Raw genomic sequence first — 22,919 nt, 5'->3', positions numbered from 1 at the left:
AAGATGACGGTCGGCGCGGTGATCCTCACCATGGGCAACCGCCCCGAGGAGCTGCGCGCGCTGCTGGACTCGGTCGCCAAGCAGGAGGGCGAGCCGGTGGAGGTGGTGGTGGTCGGCAACGGCTCACCCCTGCCCGAGCTGGACGTCCCCGGGCTGACGGTGCGCACCGTCGAGCTGCCGGAGAACGTCGGCATCCCGGCGGGCCGCAATGTCGGCATCGAGGCGTTCGGCCCCGGCGGCACCGACGTCGACATCCTGCTCTTCCTCGACGACGACGGACTGCTGGCCCGGCCGGACACCGCCGAGCTGTGCCGCGAGGCGTTCGCCGCGGACGGGAAGCTGGGCATCATCAGCTTCCGGATCGCCGACCCGGACACCGGCGAGACCCAGCGCCGCCACGTCCCGCGGCTGCGCGCCTCCGACCCGATGCGCTCCTCGCGCGTGACCACCTTCCTCGGCGGCGCCAACGCGGCCCGCACAGCGGTGTTCGCGCAGGTCGGCGGCTTGCCCGATGACTTCTTCTACGCGCACGAGGAGACCGACCTGGCCTGGCGCGCGCTGGACGCGGGCTGGCTGGTCGACTACCGCGCGGACATGCTGCTGCTCCACCCGACGATGGCGCCGAGCCGGCACGCGGTCTACCACCGGATGGTGGCCCGCAACCGCGTCTGGCTGGCCCGGCGCAATCTGCCCGCGCTGCTGGTTCCGGTCTATCTCGGTGTCTGGTTCCTGCTGACGCTGGCCCGTCGTCCCTCGCTGCCGGCGCTGCGCGTCTGGCTGGCGGGCTTCAAGGAGGGCTGGACGACCCCCTGCGGCCCCAGGCGTCCCATGAAGTGGCGTACCGTGTGGCGCCTGACCCGGCTGGGTCGCCCTCCCGTCATCTGACAAGCTCAATATCTGAGAGCATCAGGCGCGAGCCGGGGCGTGGCCCCGGCAGCGCACCTTGAGGACGAAAGTGTCAACTGTGAGCGAGACCACGCACGACAGTGCGGTCGCCATGAGTGCCCCGCCATCCCCCGACGACGGGCTCACCCCTGCCCAGCTCGCCCAGAAGTACGGGCTGTCGCAGAGCGGAGCCCGGCCCGGCCTGTTCGAATACGTACGGCAGTTGTGGAACCGGCGTCACTTCATCGCCGCCTTCTCCAGCGCCAAGCTGACCGCGCAGTACAGCCAGGCGAAGCTGGGCCAGGTCTGGCAGGTGGCGACGCCGCTGCTCAACGCGCTGGTGTATTACTTCATCTTCGGTCTGCTCATGGGCGGCCGGGGCAGCATGACGAACGACGTCTACATCCCGTTCCTGGTGACCGGTGTCTTCGTCTTCACCTTCACCCAGAGCTCGGCGATGGCCGGTGTCCGGGCGATCTCCGGCAACCTCGGTCTGGTGCGCGCGCTGCACTTCCCGCGCGCCTCGCTGCCGATCTCGTTCGCGCTCCAGCAGCTCCAGCAGTTGCTGTTCTCGATGATCGTGCTGGTCATCGTCCTGCTCGGGTTCGGCCACTACCCGTCGCTCGGGTGGCTGCTGGTGTTCCCCACACTCGTACTCCAGTACGTCTTCAACACCGGCCTGGCTATGATCATGGCGCGTGCCGGTGCGAAGACCCCGGACCTCGCGCAACTGCTGCCGTTCATCATGCGGACGTGGATGTACGCGTCCGGCGTCATGTACAACCTGACCGAGCAGCTCCGGGACAAGCACGCCCCCGAGTGGATGATCGATCTGCTGGCGTCGAACCCGGCGTCGGTCTACATCGACCTGATGCGGTACTCGCTGATGGGTCACGGCTTCAACCACGCGGACCTGCCGCCGCACGTCTGGGCGCTGGCTCTCGGCTGGGCGCTGCTCGTCGGCGCCGCGGGCTTCGTGTACTTCTGGAAGGCTGAGGAGCGTTACGGCCGTGGCTGAGCAGCAGCAGGAAACCGGGGCCACCGCGCAGGCGGCCCCGGCCACCCCCACCGTGATCGCCGACGATCTGCACATCGTCTACCGCGTCTACGGCGGCAGCAGCGGCAAGGGCAGCGCCACCGCGGCGCTCAACCGCATCATCCGCCGCAAGCCGGGCGGCAGCGTCCGCGAGGTGCACGCGGTGCGGGGCGTCACCTTCACCGCGTACCGCGGCGAGGCCATCGGGCTGATCGGCTCCAACGGCTCCGGCAAGTCGACGCTGCTGCGGGCCATCGCCGGTCTCCTCCCGGCCGAGCGCGGCAAGGTCTACACCGACGGCCAGCCGTCGCTGCTCGGCGTGAACGCCGCGCTGATGAACGACCTGACCGGCGAGAAGAACGTGGTGCTGGGCGGCCTGGCGATGGGCATGTCCCGCGACCAGATTCGCGAGCGCTACCAGGGCATCGTCGACTTCTCGGGCATCAACGAGAAGGGCGACTTCATCTCGCTGCCGATGCGTACCTACTCGTCCGGTATGGCGGCCCGCCTGCGGTTCTCCATCGCCGCGGCGAAGGACCACGACGTGCTGATGATCGACGAGGCGCTGGCCACCGGCGACCGGAAGTTCCAGAAGCGCTCCGAGGCCCGCATCCGTGAGCTGCGCAAGGAGGCCGGTACGGTCTTCCTGGTCAGCCACAACAACAAGTCGATCAGGGACACCTGTGACCGTGTGCTGTGGCTGGAGAAGGGCGAGCTGCTGATGGACGGCCCGACCGACGAGGTCATCAAGGCGTACGAAAAGGAGTCGGGCAAGTAGTCCGCCTCCGGCCCGGGCCCCCGCGAGCGCGCTCGCGGGGGCCCTGCGGTCGTCACGGGCCGGTCAACTCCGGCCGTTCCCGGAACGGTTGGGCCCCGCGCGCCGTTGAGCCGGGCGGGGGCCGAGGGCTCCGGACCCGGTTACCCGCCGTGAAGATCTACGGCGTAAGCTGTACGGGTACTGATCAGAATAAGTGGTATAAGTCGGGCAATGCTCGCCATTTCTGAGCATCGAACGGTCCCTTCGGGCGTAGCGTGTCCGAAATGGGATGTTTTAGCTTGGCGGTGTAGAACGGGAGACGTGACGGCAATGGCTACTGGACCGCTCCGGCTCCGAAACGCGCCGGGCAGACTTCGGTGAGCCGAGAAACGGCCCAGGCCCCCGCAGGCCGGCCGGTGGACGACCCCTCGCGCGCCGTCCTCGACCAGGCCGCCCATGAGAACTTCCCGGTCGCGCCCTTCTTCCTGCCCCGCGCCTGGCGCGGAGACCTGATGGCGGTCTACGGCTACGCCCGGCTGGTCGACGACATCGGCGACGGCGACCTCGCCCCCGGCGGCGGCGACGCCGTCCTCCTCGGACTGGGGCGCGCACAGGCCGACGACCGCCTCGCACTGCTCGACGCCCTGGAGGCGGACCTGCACCGCGTCTTCAGCGACCGCGCCCCCGGCCCCCGCCACCCGCTGCTGCGCCGGCTGGGCCCGACCGTCCGCCGCTGCGGGCTGACCCCCGGGCCCTTCCTCGGCCTGATCGAGGCGAACCGCCAGGACCAGCGGGTCTCGCGCTACGCGACCGCCGCGGAGCTCGACGCGTACTGCGAGCTGTCCGCCAACCCCGTCGGCCGTCTCGTCCTGGGCATCACCGGTACCACCAGCCCCGAACGCGTCCGGCGCTCCGACGAGATCTGCACCGCGCTGCAGATCGTCGAACATCTCCAGGACGTCGCCGAGGACCTGGCCCGCGACCGGATCTACCTCCCCGAGGAGACCCGGCGGCGCTTCGGCGTCACCGAGGCGGACCTGGCCGCGCCGCACGCCTCGCCCGCCGTGCGCGCGCTCATCGCCCACGAGGCGGACCGCGCCGCGCGGCTGCTGGACGCCGGAGCGCCCCTGGTGCACAGCGTGCACGGCCGGCTGCGGCTGCTGCTGGCCGGTTTCGTCGGCGGCGGGCGCGCCGCGCTGCGGGCCATCGCCGGCGCCGACCACGACGTACTCCCCGGACCGCCCAAGCCGACCAAGCTCAGCCTGCTGCGCGCGGTGGGGGCGACATTGCGAAGAGAGGGGTGAGTCGGACCGTGGAGGAAACCGCACAGACATCCGCGCCGGTGCTCGCCGCGTACCGCTACTGCGAGGCCGTCACCGGGCATCAGGCCCGGAACTTCGCCTACGGCATCCGGCTGCTGCCGGTCGCCAAGCGGCAGGCCATGTCGGCGCTCTACGCCTTCTCCCGCCGCGTCGACGACATCGGCGACGGCTCCCTGGAGCCGGAGGCCAAGCGCGTCCGGCTGGAGGACACCCGGGCGCTGCTGGACCGGATCAAGGACGGCACGGTCGAGGAGGACGACACCGATCCGGTGGCCGTCGCCCTCGCCGACGCCGCCCGGCGCTTCCCGCTGCCGCTGGGCGGGCTCGACGAGCTGATCGACGGCGTCCTGATGGACGTCCGCGGCGAGACCTACCGCACGTGGGACGAGCTGAAGCTCTACTGCCGCTGCGTCGCCGGGGCGATCGGCCGGCTCTCGCTCGGTGTGTTCGGCACGGTGCCCGGCGCGCCGGACGCCGCGCGCGCCCCCGAGTACGCCGACACCCTCGGCCTCGCCCTCCAGCTCACCAACATCCTGCGCGACGTCCGCGAGGACGCCGCCAACGGCCGCACCTACCTGCCCTCCGACGACCTCGCCGCGTTCGGCTGCTCGGCCGGGTTCGACGCGCCCGTGGCGCCGCCCGGCGCGGACTTCGCCGGGCTGGTGCACTTCGAGGCCGAACGCGCCCGCGCCCTGTTCGCCGAGGGTTTCCGGCTGCTGCCGATGCTCGACCGCCGCAGCGGCGCCTGCGTCGCGGCGATGGCCGGGATCTACCACCGGCTGCTGACCCGTATCGCCGACGACCCGGAGGCCGTGCTCCGCGGCCGGGTGTCGCTGCCGGGCCGGGAGAAGGCGTTCGTCGCGGTGCGCGGGCTGTCCGGGCTGGACGCGCGCGCGGTGGGCCGCCGTACCGCCGGGAGGCGCTGATGGGCCCCCGCACCACCGGTCGCCCGGTGACGGCCGCTCCCGGGACAACCCTCCCGGTACGCACCGCGTCCCCGCGGACGGCAGCGGAGGAGGACGTATGACGACGGCCGGAGCACGGCCCGCGAGTGGTGCGGTGGTGATCGGCGGCGGGCTGGCCGGTACCGCCGCCGCGCTGGCGCTCGCCGACGCCGGGGTGCCCGTCACCCTCGTCGAGGGCCGGCCGCGGCTGGGCGGTCTGGTCTTCTCCTTCCGCCGCGAGTTCGGCGGCGGTGAGCTGAGCGTCGACAACGGCCAGCACGTCTTCCTGCGCTGCTGCACCGCCTACAGCACCTTCCTGGAACGGCTCGGCGCCACCGCCCTGGTGCCGCTCCAGGACCGGATGGACGTGCCCGTCCTCGACGCCGACCGGATGCGTCTCGGCCGGCTGCGGCGCACCGCGCTGCCCGTCCCGCTGCACCTCGCGGGCAGCCTCGCCCGCTACCCGCACCTGACCCTCGCCGAGCGCGCCGCGGTGGTCCGCGCCACCCTCGCGCTCAAGGCGCTCGACCCGGACGACCCGGCGCTCGACGCGGTCGACTTCGGTGGCTGGCTGCGGCGCCACGGCCAGTCCGCCCGTACCGTCGAGGCGCTGTGGGACCTCGTCGGCGTCGCCACCCTCAACGCCGTCGCGCCGGACGCCTCCCTCGGCCTCGCCGCCAAGGTCTTCAGGACCGGGCTGCTCTCCGCGCCCGGCGCCGCCGACATCGGCTGGGCCCGCGTCCCGCTCGGCGACGTCCACGACACCCTCGCCCGTACCGCTCTGGAGAAGGCCGGGGTCCGCGTCCTGCTGCGCACCCGCGCCACCGGCCTCACCCGTACGGAGTCCGGCTGGCGGGTCGCCGTCGCCGACGGGCCGGACGCCGACGCGGCGCTCGACGCCGGGACCGTCGTCACGGCCCTGCCGCAGCGCGAGACCCACGCCCTGCTGCCCGAGGGCACCCTCGACGACCAGGACCGGCTGCTCGGCATCGGCACCGCGCCGATCCTCAACCTCCACGTCGTCTACGACCGCAAGGTGCTGCGCCGCCCGTTCTTCGCGGCCATCGGCTCGCCCGTCCAGTGGGTCTTCGACCGCACCGACACCTCCGGCCTCGCCGAGCTGCCCGAGGGCGCGGGCTGCCAGTACCTCGCGGTGTCGCAGTCGGCCGCGCAGCAGGAGATCGGGGAGCCGGTCGCCAAGCTGCGCGCCCGCTACCTGCCGGAGCTGGAACGGCTGCTGCCCGCGGCGCGCGGCGCCCGCGTCCGCGACTTCTTCGTCACCCGCGAACGCACCGCGACGTTCGCGCCCACCCCGGGCGTCGGCAGGCTCCGCCCCGCCGCCCGTACCCGTACTCCCGGCCTGTTCCTGGCCGGTGCGTGGACCGCCACCGGGTGGCCCGCGACCATGGAAGGCGCTGTCCGCAGCGGCCACGCGGCCGCGCGCCACGCGCTCACCGACCTCGGCTTCCCCCAGGGCCGGCTGCCCCGGGAGGCAGCATGACAACGAGCACCAGCGCTCGCATGAGCACGAGCATCGGAAACAGAGGAGAAACCGTGAATCCGGCTTCCCCAGCTATCGACACCGAGAGCGTCACCGCGCTGCTGGAGCGCGGGCGCACGCTCGCCACTCCCGTGCTGCGTGCCGCCGTGGACAGACTCGCTCCTCCCATGGACACCGTCGCCGCCTACCACTTCGGGTGGATCGACGCCGCGGGCCACCCCTCGGCGGGCGACGGCGGCAAAGCGGTACGTCCCGCGCTCTCCCTGCTGTCCGCCGAGGCCGCGGGCGCGGCGCCGGAGGTCGGCATCCCCGGCGCGGTCGCCGTCGAGCTGGTGCACAACTTCTCGCTGCTCCACGACGACCTGATGGACGGCGACGAGCAGCGCCGCCACCGCGACACGGTCTGGAAGGTGCACGGTCCCGCCCAGGCGATCCTGGTCGGCGACGCCCTCTTCGCCCTCGCCAACGAACTCCTGCTGGAGCTGGGCACCGTCGAGGCCGGCCGCGCCACCCGCCGGCTGACCTCCGCCACCCGCAAGCTGATCGACGGGCAGGCGCAGGACATCTCGTACGAGCACCGGGAGCGGGTCACCGTCGCGGAGTGCCTGGAGATGGAGGGCAACAAGACCGGCGCGCTGCTGGCCTGCGCGGTCTCCATCGGCGCGGTGCTCGGCGGCGCCGACGACCACACCGCCGACACCCTGGAGAAGTACGGCTACCACCTCGGCCTCGCCTTCCAGGCGATCGACGACCTGCTCGGCATCTGGGGCGACCCGGAGTCCACCGGCAAACAGACCTGGAGCGATCTGCGGCAGCGCAAGAAGTCGCTGCCGGTCGTCGCCGCGCTGGACGACGGCGGCCCGGCCTCGCGCCGCCTCGCCGAGATCTTGGCGGCCGACGCGAAGAAGACCGAGAACGAGATCGCGGACTTCACCGAGGAGGAGTTCGCCTCCCGCGCCGCGCTGATCGAGGAGGCCGGCGGCCGGGCGTGGACCTCGGAGGAGGCCCGCCGCCAGCACGCCACCGCGATCGCCGCGCTCGACGAGATCGAGATGCCCGAGAAGGTCCGCGCGCAGCTCGTCGCGCTCGCGGACTTCGTCGTCGTCCGACAGAGATGAGCACTATCGACACGAACTGATCGCAGTCGCCGGCCGGTGCCAGCCGGGCGCCGGCCGACGGAATCCCTGAGCACGCTTCACAGTTCACTGCAGAAGGGGAAGCCATGACAGCGACGACCGACGGAAGCACCGGGGCCCTGCCGCCCCGGGCCCCCTCGGCCGGTGATGCCGCCGACCGCACCGAAGAACCGGCGGGCATCGCACAGCGGGCCCGGCGCGCCACGGAGCGCGCCACCGCGTACCTCCTCTCCGTCCAGGACCCCGCCGGATGGTGGAAGGGCGACCTGGAGACCAACGTCACCATGGACGCCGAGGACCTGATGCTCCGTCAGTTCCTCGGTATCCGGGACGCGCACACCACCGACGCCGCCGCCCGCCACATCCGTGGTCAGCAGGGCGAGGACGGCACCTGGGCCACCTTCCACGGCGGGCCCGGCGATCTCTCCGCCACCGTCGAGGCGTACGTCGCGCTGCGGCTCGCCGGGGACGCCCCCGACGCCCCGCACATGGCGCGCGCCGCAGCCTGGGTCCGCCAGGCGGGCGGGATCGCCGCCACCCGCGTCTTCACCCGCATCTGGCTGGCCCTCTTCGGCTGGTGGAAGTGGGACGACCTCCCCGAACTCCCCCCGGAGCTGATCCACCTCCCGAAGTGGTTCCCGCTCAACATCTACGACTTCGGGTGCTGGGCGCGGCAGACGATCGTGCCGCTCACCATCGTCTCGGCCAAGCGCCCGGTGCGCCCCGCGCCGTTCGCCCTCGACGAGCTGCACACCGACCCGGCCGTCCCGAACCCGCCGCGCCCGCTCGCGCCGCCGACGAGCTGGGACGGCCTCTTCCAGCGCCTGGACAGGGCGCTGCACCTCTACCGCAAGGTCGCCGTCCGCCCGGTGCGCGCCGCCGCGATGCGCTCCGCGGCCCGCTGGATCATCGAACGCCAGGAGAACGACGGCTGCTGGGGCGGCATCCAGCCGCCCGCCGTCTACTCCGTCATCGCCCTGCACCTGCTCGGCTACGACCTCGGCCACCCGGTCCTCAAGGCGGGCCTGGCCTCCCTGGACCGCTTCGCCGTGTGGCGTGAGGACGGCTCCCGGATGATCGAGGCGTGCCAGTCGCCGGTCTGGGACACCTGCCTGGCCACCATCGCCCTCGCCGACGCCGGACTGCCCGCCGACCACCCGCAGTTGGTCAAGGCCGCGGACTGGATGCTCGCCGAGCAGATCGACCGCCCCGGCGACTGGACGGTCCGCCGCCCGCACCTCCCGTCCGGCGGCTGGGGCTTCGAGTTCGAGAACGACAACTACCCGGACATCGACGACACCGCCGAGGTGGTCCTCGCGCTGCGCCGCGTCGTCCACCCGGACCCGCGGCGGGTCGAGGAGGCCGTGGCGCGCGGGGCGCGGTGGAGCGCCGGGATGCAGTCGAAGAACGGCGCGTGGGGCGCGTTCGACGCCGACAACACCAGCCCGTTCCCCAATCGCCTGCCGTTCTGCGACTTCGGGGAGGTCATCGACCCGCCGTCGGCGGACGTCACCGCCCATGTCGTCGAGATGCTCGCCGACCTGGGCCGCGCCGGTCATCCGCGCGCCCGCCGGGGCCTGGCCTGGCTGCTGGCGGAGCAGGAGCCGGACGGCGCCTGGTTCGGCCGCTGGGGCACCAACTACCTCTACGGCACCGGCTCGGTGGTGCCCGCGCTCGCCGCGGCGGGCCTGCCCGCCTCGCATCCGGCGATCCGGCGCGCCGTCGCCTGGCTGGAACGGGTGCAGAACACCGACGGCGGCTGGGGCGAGGACCAGCGCTCCTACCAGGACAAGGAGGCGTGGGCGGGCCGCGGCGCCTCCACCGCCTCGCAGACCGCCTGGGCGCTGATGGCGCTGCTGGCCGCCGGGGAGCGGGAGAGCGAGGCCGTCCGGCGCGGTGTGTCCTGGCTGGTCCGGACCCAGCGGGAGGACGGGTCCTGGGACGAGCCGCACTTCACCGGTACCGGCTTCCCCTGGGACTTCTCCATCAACTACCACCTCTACCGCCAGGTCTTCCCGCTGACGGCGCTGGGCCGCTACCTGGGCGGCGGACCGGCCCCCGCGTCCCTGGGGGCCTGATGCCCCGACGGCCCCCGCCGGAGGGCGGACCGCCGCTGCTGGTCGCCTGTGCGCTCGGCATCGAGCGGTTCGCGCTGCGCGGCGGGGGCCGCGGCGCCGGCGCGCCCGCGCGGGTCACGCTCCGTACCGGCATGGGGCCGCACGCCGCCGAACGCGCCATGGCACGGGCGCTCGCCCCGGGCGCGCCCACCGCGCACTCCCCGGTGATCGCCAGCGGCTTCTGCGCCGGGCTCGCCCCGGGCATGCGCCCCGGCGACGTGGTGGTGGCCGAGCGGACCCGCGACCACCGACCGGACGCATCCGACGTGGCCTGTCACGGCGGTCCGCTGGCCGAGGCGCTGCGCTCGCGCGGGCTGACCGTCCACACGGGGCTGCTGCAGGGCAGTGACCACGTGGTACGCGGTGCGGAGCGGGCGGCGCTGCACGCCGCGGGCGCGGTCGCGGTGGACATGGAGTCCGCCGCGACGCTGCGTGCGGCGCGGGCGGCGGGTGACCGTCCGGTTGCGGCCGTCCGGGTGGTCGTGGACGCTCCAGAACATGAACTGCTGCGCCTGGCGACCCTGCGCGGAGGAATATCGGCCTTCCGCGTCCTGCGGTCAGTCCTTCCTGTGTTCTTCGAATGGCACCGTTCTTTGCTGCTCCCCTGGAGGTGAGCCAGATGGCCATGCCGCTCCGCCAGTCCGTCCGGGTCGGGACCTATCTCTTTGAACAGAAGCTGCGGAAGCGCGACAAGTTTCCGCTGATCGTCGAATTGGAGCCGCTGTTCGCCTGCAATCTCAAATGCGAGGGGTGCGGGAAGATCCAGCACCCGGCGGGCGTGCTCAAACAGCGGATGCCGGTGGCGCAGGCGGTGGGGGCGGTGCTGGAATCGGGCGCCCCGATGGTCTCCATCGCCGGCGGCGAACCCCTGATGCACCCTCAGATCGATGAGATCGTCCGGCAGTTGGTGGCCAAGCGGAAATACGTCTTCCTCTGCACCAACGCGATGCTGCTCCGCAAGAAGCTGGAGAAGTTCACGCCCTCGCGGTACTTCGCCTTCGCGGTGCACATCGACGGCATGCGCGAGCGCCACGACGAGTCCGTCGCGAAGGAGGGCGTCTTCGACGAGGCGGTCGCCGCGATCAAGGAGGCCAAGCGGCGCGGCTTCCGGGTCACCACCAACTCCACCTTCTTCAACACCGACACCCCGCAGACCATCATCGAGGTACTGAACTTCCTCAACGACGACCTCCAGGTCGACGAGATGATGCTGTCGCCCGCCTACGCCTACGAGAAGGCGCCCGACCAGGAGCACTTCCTCGGCGTCGAGCAGACCCGGGAGCTGTTCAAGAAGGCGTTCGCCGGGGGCAACCGCCGCCGCTGGCGCCTCAACCACAGCCCGCTCTTCCTCGACTTCCTGGAGGGCAAGGCGGACTTCCCGTGCACCGCGTGGGCGATCCCCAACTACTCCCTCTTCGGCTGGCAGCGCCCCTGCTACCTGATGAGCGACGGCTACGTCCCCACGTACCGGGAGCTGATCGAGGAGACCGACTGGGAGAAGTACGGCCGCGGCAAGGACCCGCGGTGCGCCAACTGCATGGCGCACTGCGGCTACGAGCCGACCGCGGTGCTCGCCACCATGGGGTCGCTCAAGGAGTCGCTGCGCGCGGCGCGCGAGACCGTCGCGAGCAACCGTGACTGAGTCGCGCGGTCGCGCCGGTACGGCCCGGGGGGCGCACGTCCCCCGGGCCGTACCGGGCCCGGCGGCCGTACGGGAAGGGACCGCGCACCGCAGTGAGGGGAGCCACCGGTGACCGGTTTCGATCTGGGCGCGCTGCTCGCCGAGCGCGGCGGCGAACGCTACGACCTGCACAGCCGCCATCTCAACCACCAGCTCCCGCGGATGCTGCACACCCTCGGCTTCGACAAGGTCTACGAGCGGGCCGAGGGCGCGTACTTCTGGGACGCCGACGGGCAGGACTACCTCGACATGCTCGCCGGGTTCGGGGTGATGGGGCTGGGCCGCCACCACCCGGTCGTCCGGCAGGCGCTGCACGACGTCCTCGACGCGCAACTGGCCGACCTCACCCGCTTCGACTGCCAGCCGCTGCCCGGACTGCTCGCCGAGAAGCTGCTCGCCCACGCGCCCCACCTGGACCGGGTGTTCTTCGGCAACAGCGGCGCCGAAGCCGTCGAGACGGCCCTGAAGTTCGCCCGTTACGCCACCGGCAGACCCCGCGTCCTGTACTGCGATCACGCCTTCCACGGCCTGACGACGGGCGCCCTGTCGGTCAACGGCGAGGACGGCTTCCGCGACGGCTTCGCCCCGCTGCTGCCGGACACCGCCGTCCCCCTCGGCGACCTGTCGGCCCTGGAGCGCGAGCTGCGCCGCGGGGACGTGGCGGCGCTGGTCATCGAGCCGATCCAGGGCAAGGGCGTGCTTCCGGCGCCGCCCGGCTTCCTCGCCGCCGCGCAGGAGCTGCTCCACCGCCACAAGGCCCTGCTGATCGCCGACGAGGTGCAGACCGGCCTCGGCCGCACCGGCGACTTCTTCGCGTACCAGCACGAGGCGGGCGTCGAGCCGGACCTGGTCTGCGTCGCCAAGACGCTCTCCGGCGGCTACGTCCCCGTCGGCGCGACGCTCGGCAAGGACTGGATCTTCAAGAAGGTCTACTCGTCCATGGACCGGGTGCTGGTGCACTCCGCCAGCTTCGGCGCCAACGCCCAGGCGATGGCGGCGGGCCTGGCGGTGCTCGCCGTGCTGGAGGACGAGGACCTCGTCGCCCACGCCCGGCGCACCGGCGATCTGCTGCGCACCCGGCTGGCCGCGCTCACCGACCGGTACGAGCTGCTGCACGAGGTGCGCGGCCGCGGCCTGATGATCGGCATCGAGTTCGGCCGCCCGAGATCGCTGGGGCTGCGCGGCCGCTGGACGATGCTCCAGGCGGCCCGTAAGGGCCTGTTCGCGCAGATGGTCGTGGTGCCGCTGCTGCGACGCCACCGGATCCTCACCCAGGTCTCCGGTGATCATCTGGAGGTCATCAAGCTGATCCCGCCGCTGATCATCGGCGAGCGGGAGGTGGACCGGTTCGTCGACGCGTTCACCTCCGTCATGGACGAGGCCCACGCGGGCTCCGGGCTGCTGTGGGACTTCGGCCGGACACTGGTCAAACAGGCGGTCGCCCACCGCTGACGGGAGGGGGAGGCATGACACCGACGACCGGCGAGGCCACGGTGCGGGCCGTCAACGCGATGACGGCGCGCTGGGCGCGGGCCGCGGTGGGGGAGCGGGGCACCGTCCTGGCCGCCGCCGGGGTATGGCCGCTGCTCGCCCTGCTCGCCACCCCGGCGGCGGGGCAGGCCCGCGCCGAACTGTCCGCCGCCCTCGGCACCGCCCCGGAGCACGCGATGGACGAGGCCCGCGCGCTGCTCGCCACGGTGGACGCGATGGACGGCGCGGCGGCGGCCGCCGGGGTGTGGGCGGCCCGCTCCGTGGAGCTGCGCCCGGAGTGGCGGGCGCGGCTGCCGGACGGCGCCCTCGGCGAGCTGACCGGCGACGCGGCGGCCGACCGCGCCGCGCTGGACGCCTGGGCGAGCCGCGGCACCGGCGGGCTGATCGAGCGGATGCCGGTGGCGACGGGTCCCGGAACGCTGCTGGTCCTGGCGAGCGCGCTGCTGCTGCGCACCACCTGGGAGACGCCGTTCGCCGAGCGTCCGCTGCGCCCCGCCGAGGGCCCGTGGGCCGGGCGGACGCTCGCGGAGCTGTACCGCAGGACCGAGGACGGCGCGGGGCTGCGGGTGCACACCACCCCGGACGGGCCGCTGACCGAGGCGCGGGTCACGGGCACGGCGGGTATAGACGTCCATCTGCTGCTCGGCCCGGAGGGGGTGCCGGGCGGCGCGGTGCTGGCGCACGGTGTCGCGGCGTTGGCGGGGACGTATCCGGTGGCGCCGGGGGCGGACGGGAACGGGCCGGGGCTCACGCTCTCCTCGGTCCCGTCCCACCACGGCCGTCCGCTGACCGAGCTGAGCACGGCGCGCTTCACCGTCGACGCCGACCACGATCTGCTGCGGTGGCCCGAGGTGTTCGGGCTCGGCGCCGCGGCTTCGGCGTCCGCCGGGCACTTCCCGGGGCTCGCCGCGCGGCCGCTGGCGGTGTCCGCGGCGCGGCAGACGGCGACGGCGGTGTTCGGGCCGCTCGGCTTCCGGGCGGCGGCGGTCACCGCGATCGGGATGCGCGCCGCAGGCATGGCGCTGCCGCCGCCGCGCCGCTCCCCGCTGGTGACGGCGCACTTCACGCGGCCGTTCGGCTTTCTGGCGGTACACCGGGCGAGCGGTCTGGTGCCGGTCGCCGGGTGGGTCACCGACCCCGCTCCGTATCCGGCGGTGTGAGGGCCGGATACGGAGCGGGTGTCAGCCCTCCAGGAGCCGGTCGCGCAGCCGCTCGCGGACGGCGGGGGTCAGGCCCAGCCCCTCGGTGAGGTAGGTCTCGGTCGAGCCCCAGGTGGCGGCGATCGCGTCGTAGGCGGCCGTGAGGTAGGCGGTGTCGGCGCCGAACAGCGGCGACAGCAGCTCCATGACCTCGGGGGACATCGCGGCGGGGGAGTTGTCCGAGCGGCGGATCTTGTAGCGCCGGTGCGGGTCGTTGGACTTGAGGTAGTCGGCCTCGATGGCGTCCTGCTCGACGCCGACGGCGAGCAGTGTCACGGCGACGGAGAGCCCGGCGCGGTCCTTGCCCGCCGCGCAGTGCAGCAGGGCGGGCGTGCTGTCCTCGGCGAGCGCGTGCAGCAGCCGGCTGTGGTCGGCGGTGCGGGTGGTGATGATGTGGCGGTAGCTCCTGGCCATCCGGGCGGCGGCCTTGCCGTCGCCGAGTATGCGCCGGAGTTGGTCCAGCTCGCCGTCGCGGACCATCGTCCAGAACTCCGCGCCGTCGGCCGGGTCGGTCAGCGGGATGTTGACGTTCCGTACGCCGGGGAGGGTGACGTCCGGGCCTTCGAGGGCGATGTCCGCGGCGTTGCGGAAGTCGAAGACGGTGTGGAGGCCGAGGCCGGCGAGGAAGGCGGCGTCCGCCTCGGTGGCGTGCGCGAGGTGACCGCTGCGGAAGAGCCGGCCCGTTCGCACCCGCCGCCCGTCCACGGTCGGCAATCCGCCCACGTCGCGGAAGTTGCGGACCTCCACGAGAGGGGAATCGGCCGGTGGGACCTGCGGCGTCTGCGTCACGGGCGCTCCTCGGTTCGGCCGCCGGCGCGATCGCCGGCGAGACGTGGCCGTTCCCGACGATACGACACGGATGCCGCAGGCAACCATGGTGGGAAGCACCACTTCCGGTCCGGGTACGCACACTTCCGGCACAGACGGACGCCATGTGGCGACACCGGGTGACCGCTCCCTATTCCAACTTGGAGAGAATTTGACCGGGTGGTATTAATCACCCCTCGTCAACCCCTGGTTACGGTGGCGTAGGTCACTTCTTACGGTGAAGTATGTCCTGACGTGGGAGACGATTCGAAAAACATCAGCAGCGGCGCCGTGCGCGCCATCGGGTCGTACGCAGCCGTCGGGGACAGCTTCACCGAGGGAGTCGGGGATCCGGGTCGTGACGGGGCGTACATCGGTTGGGCGGACCGCCTCGCGGTCCTGTTGTCGGACCAGCGTGCGGAGGGCGATTTCCGCTACGCCAACCTCGCGGTCCGCGGCCGGCTCCTGGACCAGATCGTCGAGGAGCAGGTACCCCGCGCCAAGGAGCTGGCCCCGGAGCTGGTGACCTTCTGCGCGGGCGGTAACGACATCCTGCGGCCCGGCTCCGACCCGGACGCCGTCGCCGAGCGGTACGAGGCGGCCGTGGTGGATCTGTGCGAGACCGTCGGCACGGTCCTGCTCTGCACCGGCTTCGACACCCGCGGCATCCCCGTGCTCAAGCATCTGCGCGGCAAGATCGCGACGTACACCGCACATGTCCGCGCCATCGCCGACCGGCACGGCTGCCCGGTCCTCGACCTCTGGTCGCTGAAGTCCGTCCAGGACCGGCGCGCCTGGAGCGACGACCGGCTGCACCTGTCCGCCGACGGTCACACCCGGGTCGCGCTCCGCGCCGGTCAGGTGCTCGGCCTGACGGTTCCGGCCGACCCGGACCAGCCCTGGCCCCCGGAGGCGGAGCGGTCGGCCGCCGACGCGCGCCGCGACAACATCCACTGGGCGCGCGAACACCTCGTGCCCTGGATCGGCCGCCGGCTGCGCGGCGAGTCCTCCGGCGACCACGTCGAACCCAAGCGCCCGGATCTCCTGCCCCTGTAGGGCTGCTGTGCGGGGCACAGTGCGACGGCCCCGGAATCCCGTGAAGGGATCCGGGGCCGTCGCCGTGTCCGGGCCTGCGCCGCCCGGAGTCAGCGGGGGGCGCCCTCGCGCGCGACCTCGGCCCACACCGTCCGGCCGCCGTGCGCGCCGTCGCGGGTGCCCCAGCTCCGGGAGAGCGCGCCGACCAGGAAGAGGCCGCGGCCGCACTCCTGGTCCACGCTGTCCGGGCGGGCCCGCGGCGCCGGTGCGTCGGCCCCGCCCTCGTCGGTGACGGCTATCCGTACGTGCCCGGCGTGCAGCGACAGCTCGCAGCCGACCCGCTCGCTGGCGGTGTGCCGTACGGCGTTGGTGAACAGCTCGCAGACCACCAGTTCCACGTCGTCGCAGACGGGTTGGCCGGTGCCCCACGCGTGCAGGAGCGCGGTGACACGCCGCCGCGCCTCGGGGACGGAGGTGCGGCGGGCCGGCAGGTGGAACGCGTCCCGGCGCCCGGCGGCGGGGCCGCGGAGCGCCAACGAGGGGGCGTTGCTGGAGGAAGCCACTACGCAACTATGTGCGATGCCGGTGATCGATGGCAAGGATCAATCTGCAAATTACAGAATCAGATTATGCAGTCTGTTGGCGTAACTGACGGCATGACACACTGCTGCCCGGAAGCAGGCAGAAGGGATCGGACGTGGTGGAAGCACGGTCGGGCGGGGCGCCGACCGTCCTGCGGGTGGTGCTCGGGAAGCGGTTGCAGGACCTGCGCGAGAGAGCCGGTCTCTCCTTCGAGCAGGCCGCCGAGGCCCTCGACGTCACCCACGCGACGGTACGGCGGATGGAGAAGGCCGAGGTCGGCCTCAAGATCCCGTACGTGGAGAAACTGCTGGCCACCTACGGCGTCACCGACTCCACCGAGGTCGAGGGCTTCGTCCGGCTGGCCCGCGAGGCCAACCGTCCCGGCTGGTGGCACCGGTTCCGCGATGTGCTGCCCGACTGGTTCAGCGCCTACGTCAGCCTGGAGAGCGAGGCCACCCTCATCCGCGGCTACCAGCCCGCCTACGTCCCCGGGCTGCTGCAGACCGAGGAGTACGCGCGGGCGGTGCTGCGCGCCGGGATGCCGCACGCCGCCGACGACGACATCGACCGCGCCGTCGCCCTGCGCATGGAGCGGCAGTCCCTGCTCACCCGTGAGAACGCGCCGACGCTCTGGGTGGTCATGGACGAAACCGTGCTCCGCCGCCCGATCGGCGACGATCCGCGCGTGATGCGCGACCAGCTCGGCCGCCTCGTGGAGGCCACCGCCCTGCCCAACGTCCGGCTGCAGATCATCCCGTTCGCCGCGGGCCCGCACCCCGCGATGTACGGGCCGTTCCACATCTTCCGCTTCCCGATTCCGGAGCTGCCGGACATCGCGTACGCGGAGAGCCTCGTCGGGGCCCAGTACTTCGACCAGCGCAACGACGTCTCGCAGTTCCTGGAGGCCCTCGACCGGATGTGCGCGCAGGCCGCACCGGCACACGCCACCGAGGACATCCTGGGTGGCTTTCGCAAGGAGATCTGAACCATGGATCGCATACGCATCTACAACGGCATGCCCGCCAAGGAACTGGGCACCGACGGCTGGCACAAGCCGTGGAGCGGCGGCAACGGCGGCGAATGCGTCGAGGCGATGCGGCTGGGCGACGGCCGCGTCGCGCTGCGCCAGTCCACCGACCCCGACGGCCCCGCGCTGATCTACACCCACCACGAGATCGTCAGCTTCATCGAGGGCGCCAAGGCCGGGCACGCCGACTTCCTGCTCACCGGCGGACCGCACCGCCACCCCGAACGGAGGACGGCATGAGGGATCCGGAGATCGCCCGGGGGCCGCTGAGCCCGCCGCTGCCCGACGGCACCGGCCACGGCGGATTCCGCGCCGACGAGATCGACACCGGCACCCCGCACCCGGCCCGGATGTACGACTACTACCTCGGCGGCCGCGACAACTACGAGGTCGACCGGATCGCCGCGGACCGCGTCATCGAGGTGCATCCGCAGGTCCGGCTCAGCGCCCGCGCCAACCGCGCGTTCCTCGGGCGCGCGGTTGGCACCCTGGTCGACGGCGGCATCCGCCAGATCCTCGACCTCGGCACCGGCATCCCCACCTCGCCCAACACCCACGAGGTGGCCCGCGCGAGCGCCCCGGACACCCGGGTCGTCTACGTCGACAACGACCCGATCGTGGCCACCCACGCCGGGGCGCGGCTCACCGACGCCGACCGCACCGGCTTCGTCCTCGGCGACGTCCGCGACATCCCGGCGATCCTGGCGCACCCGACCGTGCGGCGGCTCATCGACTTCGACCGGCCGGTGGCCGTCCTGCTCCTCGCGGTGCTGCACTTCGTCCGGGAGGACGAGGATCCGGCGGGCATCGTCGCCGCCCTCGCCGACGCGCTGCCCGCCGGCAGCCATCTGGTGCTCTCGCACGCCACCGACGAGCCTTACGAGGAGTTCGCCGGCGGCCGCGTCGACGCCACCGCCCGCGACGGCGTCGTCAACGTCTACAAGAACGCCACCGCCACCCTCACCATCCGCTCCCGGGCCCGGATCACCGAACTGTTCGGCCCGTTCACCCCGCTGGAGCCCGGCGTCGTCCGCGTCCCCCTGTGGCGCCCGGACGGTGAGATCCCGAACGCCGAGGAGCTGAACAACACCATCTTCTACGGGGCGGTGGGCCGGAAGGACTGAAGGCCACGGGCGGCGGCCGGGCCGGACGGCCGCCGGGCTCAGGCCAAGACGGTGTCCGCCGCTCCGCTCCGCGGCTCCCCGTCGGCCGAGGCCAGTGCCTCCGCGTCCAGGGGCGCGGTGTGCGTCCCCGGGGCGACGCAGGCGTGCGCGCCCGCGAGCGCGCCCCGGCGCGCGCACTCCCCGAACTCCAGCCCGGCGAGGTGCCCGTGGAGGAACCCGCTGGTGAACGCATCGCCGGCGCCGTTGCTGTCCACCACCGGGCCGGGTGGTACGGCCGCCGGGACGTGGCGCGGGGTGCGGTCCTCCGGGGTGAGCAGATACGCGCCCCCGGCGCCCGCCGTCGCGATCACCGCCGACGCCCGGCCCTCCCGCAGGATCTCCCGCATCACCGATCCGATCCGCTCACCCGCCCCGGCGGTGCTCAGGAACACCAGGTCGGAGCGGAACGCGAACTCCTTGTGGTGGCAGGTGAGTCCGTCCCAGTCGTGCAGGTCGGTGGAGACCGGCAGCCCCAGCGCGGCGATGTCGTCGTACAGGAACCGCGCGAAGTGGGTGATCGACAGATGGACGTGCCGGGCGCGGCGCAGTGCGGGGAGGTAGTGCTCGGGCGGCATCCGCAGATCGAGCGGGTCGCGGGCGTCGTGGAGCGAGGTGCGGCGGCCGTCCGGGGCGACGAGGTTCACCGAACGGCGGGTGCCGTGCGGGGAGATCAGCGGCCGGAAGTCGACGCCGCTGCCGGCCAGCCGCTCCCGGATCAGCGCGCCCTGCGGATCGTCACCGATGAAGTCCACGAATCCGGTGCGCAGTCCGAGCGCGGCGCAGCCCAGAGCGACGCCGGTACCGGTGTGGCCCGCGTACTCCCGGACCGGTGGGACCGGTACGGAGTCGGCGGCGGGGACCGGCAGGGTGGGGACCCGTACGACGGTGTCCACCCCCGATCCGCCGATGACCAGGACGTCGTAGGGCTCGGTTCCCGGCTGATGTGTCACAGGTACATCCCTGACTGGTGGCGGCGGTGTGCGGACGGGCCGCGTCCGCAGGCCGGAGTCTAGCCCCCAAGACGCCGCAAATCAGGGCGTCAGGTACAGAGGTGAGAAGGAGGGGTGAGGGTGGGGAAAAGGTGTGCGACGGCGGGGCGGACGGCGGTGTCCGCCGGGGGCCCCGGGGCCGGCGGGGGCGCCGCCCGGTGATGCCGGGACGGCGTTGACACGGGACGGCGTTGACACGGGGCGGCGGGCGCTGAAGTCTGTCTGCCGGGACGGTAGTTGATCATTCGTGGCGGGCGGACGGCCGGTGGCCGGCCGAGGGGAGCGGGCATGGCACAGCGGCACACCGGCGGCGCAGGGGACGCGATCGTGATCGGCGGAGGGCTGGCCGGAATGCTCGCGGCCACCGCCCTGTTGGGCCACGCCGGCACCGTCACGGTCATCGAACGCGACCGCTACCCCGAGGGCCGCGCCTTCCGTAAGGGCGTGCCCCAGGCGCGGCACCTCCACATCCTCATCACCGGCGGCCAACGCGCCCTGGAGGACCTGCTGCCCGGCACCTCGGCCGCCCTCACCGAGGCGGGCGCCCACCGCCTGGACCTGCCGCGCGACCTCCTCACCCGCACCCCCACCGGTTGGCCGCTCCGGTTCGACGAGGGCCGCCACCACACCCTCAGCGTGACCCGTCCGGTGCTCGACGCGGTCGTCCGCGAACGGGCCCGGGCCGCGTTCGCGGACTCCGCCACCCGTGTGGAGGTGCGGGAGGCCACCGAGGTCGTCGGACTCACCGGCGACGCGGACCGGGTCACCGGCGTCCGGGCCCGCCCGCGCGGGGGCGGCGCGCCGGACACCCTGACCGCCGGGCTCGTCGTGGACGCCTCCGGGCGGGGCTCCCGCGCGCCCCGCTGGTACGCCGAACTGGGCCTGCCCGCCCCGCAGGAGGAGAGCGTCGACACCGGCCTGGGCTACGCCACCCGGCAGTACCGGCCCGGACCCGGGGGCGTCCCGGACACCGGCGTCAATGTGCCCAACTGGCCGGGCTCCCCGCGCGGCGGCTGCTATCTCCCCGTCGAGGACGGCATCTGGATGCTGACCCTCGCCGGGATGCGCGGCGACCATCCGCCCACCGATCCCGACGGCTTCCTCGCCTACAGCGCCACCGTCGGCGACCCCTACCTCCACTCCCTGGTCGCCGGCGCCGAACCGCTCACCCCCGTGCACGGTTTCCAGGACACCCGTAACCGCCGTCGCCGCTACGAGCGTTCCGGCGCCTCGCCGCGGGGCTTCCTCGCCCTCGGGGACGCGCACTGCACCTTCAACCCCGTCTACGGCCAGGGCATGTCGGTCGCCGCCCTGGGCGCCCGGGCCCTGCGCGACACCCTGGCGCGCGCCGTTGGCCCGCTGCCGGACACCGCCGCCGCGGTCCAGCGGGAGGTCGCCGCCGTCACCGACCCGGCGTGGACCGCCGCGGTCGGCGCCGATCTGCCCTATCTCCGTGCCGCCGACGAGAAGCGGTCGGCGGGGGAGCGGCTGACGGCCTGGTACCTCGACCGGCTGGCGGCCCGCGCGGCCCTCGACCCGGTCGTCGGCGCCGTCTTCCGCGACGTCTTCTGCCTGACGGCCCCGCTGCCGCGCCTCTTCGGCCCCCGCATCGCCGCCCGCACCGTCCTCCTGCCCCGCCGCCCCGCGCTGCCCGCCCCGCCGGAGTCGGTCGAGGCGGTCTGACGCCGGGCGGGTCCCGAGGCCGGTCCGGTGCCGGGCCGGTGCCGGGCCGGTCCGCTCGCTGTTCATGGGGGCCACGCGCCCGGGGCGACCACGCCTCCGGGGGTCACGCGCCCGGGGCGTACGCGACGGTGCACGCGCCCCGGCCGTACGCCCCGGCTCCGTACGCGAAGGGCGGGCCGGGCCGGGGCCCGGCGGCGCGGAAAAAATGTGGTGCGGCGCCGGTGGCCGGGGCCGGAGGATGGGGCATGACCTGGACCGATACGGCGGATCCCGCCGCCTTCGAAGCAGCCGCCGGTGCCTTCCTCAGAGCCCGGCCGGTGCCCCACACGATGCTCCTCTCCGTCGCCGCGACCCTCCGCACCACGGGTGCCGACGCGTACGGCGACGACCCGCCCCGGTACGGCTGGTGGCGCGAGGGCACGGAGACCGGCGCCGCCTTCCTCTGGACGCCGCCGCGCCCGGTGCTGCTCTCGGCCATGACCGAGCGGGCCGCGAGCGCCCTGGCCGGCGCGCTGACCGCGCGGGGGTGGCACGTCCCGGGCGTCGCCGGTGACCCCGCGGCCGCCGACGCCTTCGCCGCCACCTGGCTGCGCCACCACGGCGGCGCCGCACACACCGGCGAACGCAACCGCCTGTACCGCCTCGGCACGCTCACACCGCCGGACCCCGGCCCGCCGGGCGCGGCCCGCCCGGCCACCGCCGCCGACCGCCACCTCGTCCTGGAGTGGTTCACGGCCTTCGCCGCCGACGCCGGTGTCGCCCCGCCCCGGGACGCCCGCACGGTCGACGACCGGATCGCGCACGGCCGGGTGCTGCTCTGGGAGGACGGCGGACGGCCCGTGGCGATGGCGGCCCGCACCGGCACGGAGGACGGCGTGACCCGCGTCGCCCCCGTCTACACCCCGCCCGAGCGGCGCGGACGCGGTTATGCCGGTGCGGTGACCGCGGCCCTGTCCCGCGCGGCCCGCGACGCGGGCGCCCGCGAGGTGCTGCTCTTCACCGACCTCGGCAACCCCACCGCGAACGCTCTCTACCAGCGGCTGGGCTACGAACCGGTCCAGGAGCGGGTGGTCCTGGAGTTCACCGGGGCGGGGCGGGAAGCGGCCCGTGTCTGAGCGGCGCCCGGCGGCCCGGCCCGGTTCCGTACCGTCCGGCAGTGTGTGACCTGCGGTTTCCCGAGGTGCCGACCCGTCCGGTGCCGGGTGTCCACCGGGCGGGCGGGTGGCGGGAGACCGCGGGCGCCGCCTCGTCCGGTACCGGGGAGCGCATGCGTGCCCCAGAAGCAGGGGCAGGGGCAGGGGCCCGGGGCCGGTACCGGCCGGGGCCCGGCGGCGTGCACCCCGGCAGCGCACCCGGCGGCCCGGGGCCTGGCCTCGGGCAGGCTCCGGCTTCGGGCAGGCTCCGGCTTCGGGCAGGCTCCGGCTTCGGGCAGGCTCCGGCTTCGGGCAGGCTCCGGCCCAGGCAAGGCGCGGTGTCTCCTGCCCCCGCGTCACCCCCGCAGGTCGCGCCGTGGCGGGTGCGGGGAGAGGCTGTGGGGAGTGCCCGGGTGTCGCGGGGCCGGGGC

The 22,919-nt window shown here is 73.5% G+C and carries 21 protein-coding genes; 18 read left to right on the top strand and 3 right to left on the bottom strand.

The window, feature by feature from the left end:
- The first annotated feature begins 3 nt into the window (after positions 1 to 3).
- The 12 genes from ACGH2B_RS02640 (at position 4) to ACGH2B_RS02585 (ending at position 14,030) form a co-directional block, all read left to right on the top strand.
- Positions 4 to 885, top strand: a complete 882-nt coding sequence (locus tag ACGH2B_RS02640; RefSeq protein WP_399096633.1) for a glycosyltransferase family 2 protein — start codon at positions 4 to 6, stop codon at positions 883 to 885.
- A gap of 79 nt (positions 886 to 964) precedes the next feature.
- Positions 965 to 1,903 (top strand): ABC transporter permease, encoded by a 939-nt coding sequence (locus ACGH2B_RS02635; RefSeq protein WP_399083412.1) that lies wholly within the window; start codon positions 965 to 967, stop codon positions 1,901 to 1,903.
- Positions 1,896 to 2,699: an ABC transporter ATP-binding protein gene (locus ACGH2B_RS02630; protein ID WP_399083409.1), complete on the top strand. Its 804-nt coding sequence runs from the start codon at positions 1,896 to 1,898 to the stop codon at positions 2,697 to 2,699. Before ACGH2B_RS02635 ends, ACGH2B_RS02630 begins: the two co-directional genes overlap by 8 nt.
- Positions 2,700 to 3,055: 356 nt before the next feature.
- On the top strand, positions 3,056 to 3,982 hold the full coding sequence (gene hpnC, locus ACGH2B_RS02625; protein WP_399083406.1) for a squalene synthase HpnC: 927 nt from the start codon (positions 3,056 to 3,058) through the stop codon (positions 3,980 to 3,982).
- On the top strand, positions 3,979 to 4,926 hold the full coding sequence (hpnD, locus tag ACGH2B_RS02620) for a presqualene diphosphate synthase HpnD (RefSeq protein WP_399083403.1): 948 nt from the start codon (positions 3,979 to 3,981) through the stop codon (positions 4,924 to 4,926). The genes hpnC and hpnD overlap by 4 nt, the downstream gene beginning before the upstream one ends.
- Before the next feature lie 97 nt (positions 4,927 to 5,023).
- On the top strand, positions 5,024 to 6,445 hold the full coding sequence (gene hpnE, locus ACGH2B_RS02615) for a hydroxysqualene dehydroxylase HpnE (RefSeq protein ID WP_399083400.1): 1,422 nt from the start codon (positions 5,024 to 5,026) through the stop codon (positions 6,443 to 6,445).
- Between the two features lie 20 nt (positions 6,446 to 6,465).
- Entirely contained in the window at positions 6,466 to 7,563 is a 1,098-nt protein-coding gene (locus tag ACGH2B_RS02610; protein WP_399083397.1) for a polyprenyl synthetase family protein, read from the top strand.
- Between the two features lie 104 nt (positions 7,564 to 7,667).
- Positions 7,668 to 9,659, top strand: coding sequence for a squalene--hopene cyclase (gene shc, locus ACGH2B_RS02605; protein WP_399083395.1), 1,992 nt, complete (start codon positions 7,668 to 7,670; stop codon positions 9,657 to 9,659).
- Complete coding sequence (locus tag ACGH2B_RS02600; protein ID WP_399083392.1) at positions 9,659 to 10,312, top strand: 1-hydroxy-2-methyl-2-butenyl 4-diphosphate reductase; 654 nt, start codon at positions 9,659 to 9,661, stop codon at positions 10,310 to 10,312. The genes shc and ACGH2B_RS02600 overlap by 1 nt, the downstream gene beginning before the upstream one ends.
- 5 nt (positions 10,313 to 10,317) lie before the next feature.
- A complete protein-coding gene (gene hpnH, locus ACGH2B_RS02595; RefSeq protein ID WP_399083389.1) occupies positions 10,318 to 11,340 on the top strand; it encodes an adenosyl-hopene transferase HpnH in 1,023 nt (340 codons plus the stop codon).
- Between the two features lie 108 nt (positions 11,341 to 11,448).
- Positions 11,449 to 12,831, top strand: a complete 1,383-nt coding sequence (locus tag ACGH2B_RS02590) for an aspartate aminotransferase family protein (RefSeq protein WP_399083386.1) — start codon at positions 11,449 to 11,451, stop codon at positions 12,829 to 12,831.
- Between the two features lie 14 nt (positions 12,832 to 12,845).
- A complete protein-coding gene (locus ACGH2B_RS02585) occupies positions 12,846 to 14,030 on the top strand; it encodes a serpin family protein (RefSeq protein ID WP_399083383.1) in 1,185 nt (394 codons plus the stop codon).
- 21 nt (positions 14,031 to 14,051) lie between these two features.
- On the opposite strand, the gene ACGH2B_RS02580 is transcribed toward ACGH2B_RS02585, so the two are convergent.
- Entirely contained in the window at positions 14,052 to 14,858 is an 807-nt protein-coding gene (locus ACGH2B_RS02580) for a tyrosine-protein phosphatase (RefSeq protein WP_399083380.1), read from the bottom strand.
- A 273-nt stretch (positions 14,859 to 15,131) separates the two neighbouring features.
- Here ACGH2B_RS02580 and ACGH2B_RS02575 point away from each other — a divergent pair, with 273 nt between their 5' ends.
- Positions 15,132 to 15,932, top strand: a complete 801-nt coding sequence (locus ACGH2B_RS02575; RefSeq protein ID WP_399083377.1) for an SGNH/GDSL hydrolase family protein — start codon at positions 15,132 to 15,134, stop codon at positions 15,930 to 15,932.
- A gap of 89 nt (positions 15,933 to 16,021) precedes the next feature.
- Here the strand turns inward: ACGH2B_RS02575 and ACGH2B_RS02570 are convergent, their stop codons facing one another.
- On the bottom strand, positions 16,022 to 16,474 hold the full coding sequence (locus tag ACGH2B_RS02570) for an ATP-binding protein (RefSeq protein ID WP_399083375.1): 453 nt from the start codon (positions 16,472 to 16,474) through the stop codon (positions 16,022 to 16,024).
- Positions 16,475 to 16,608: 134 nt separating this feature from the next.
- Between ACGH2B_RS02570 and ACGH2B_RS02565 the strand changes: the two genes are divergently transcribed.
- Genes ACGH2B_RS02565 through ACGH2B_RS02555 form a run of 3 tightly spaced genes read left to right on the top strand, consistent with a single transcriptional unit; the run spans position 16,609 to position 18,644 of the window.
- Positions 16,609 to 17,478 (top strand): helix-turn-helix domain-containing protein, encoded by an 870-nt coding sequence (locus ACGH2B_RS02565; protein WP_399083373.1) that lies wholly within the window; start codon positions 16,609 to 16,611, stop codon positions 17,476 to 17,478.
- 3 nt (positions 17,479 to 17,481) lie between these two features.
- Complete coding sequence (locus tag ACGH2B_RS02560) at positions 17,482 to 17,760, top strand: DUF397 domain-containing protein (RefSeq protein WP_399083370.1); 279 nt, start codon at positions 17,482 to 17,484, stop codon at positions 17,758 to 17,760.
- On the top strand, positions 17,757 to 18,644 hold the full coding sequence (locus tag ACGH2B_RS02555; RefSeq protein ID WP_399083367.1) for an SAM-dependent methyltransferase: 888 nt from the start codon (positions 17,757 to 17,759) through the stop codon (positions 18,642 to 18,644). Before ACGH2B_RS02560 ends, ACGH2B_RS02555 begins: the two co-directional genes overlap by 4 nt.
- Positions 18,645 to 18,682: 38 nt before the next feature.
- Here the strand turns inward: ACGH2B_RS02555 and ACGH2B_RS02550 are convergent, their stop codons facing one another.
- A complete protein-coding gene (locus ACGH2B_RS02550) occupies positions 18,683 to 19,633 on the bottom strand; it encodes a carbohydrate kinase family protein (RefSeq protein ID WP_399083364.1) in 951 nt (316 codons plus the stop codon).
- 327 nt (positions 19,634 to 19,960) lie between these two features.
- On the opposite strand from ACGH2B_RS02550, the gene ACGH2B_RS02545 reads away from it, so the two are divergent.
- Entirely contained in the window at positions 19,961 to 21,355 is a 1,395-nt protein-coding gene (locus tag ACGH2B_RS02545; RefSeq protein ID WP_399083362.1) for an NAD(P)/FAD-dependent oxidoreductase, read from the top strand.
- 245 nt (positions 21,356 to 21,600) lie between these two features.
- Complete coding sequence (locus tag ACGH2B_RS02540) at positions 21,601 to 22,470, top strand: GNAT family N-acetyltransferase (protein WP_399083359.1); 870 nt, start codon at positions 21,601 to 21,603, stop codon at positions 22,468 to 22,470.
- Positions 22,471 to 22,919 lie beyond the last annotated feature (449 nt).

This window comes from Streptomyces sp. BBFR2 (assembly GCF_044497305.1).
In the GTDB taxonomy this organism is placed as follows: Bacteria; Actinomycetota; Actinomycetes; order Streptomycetales; family Streptomycetaceae; genus Streptomyces.
This window is presented reverse-complemented; position numbering and strand designations above follow the sequence as displayed.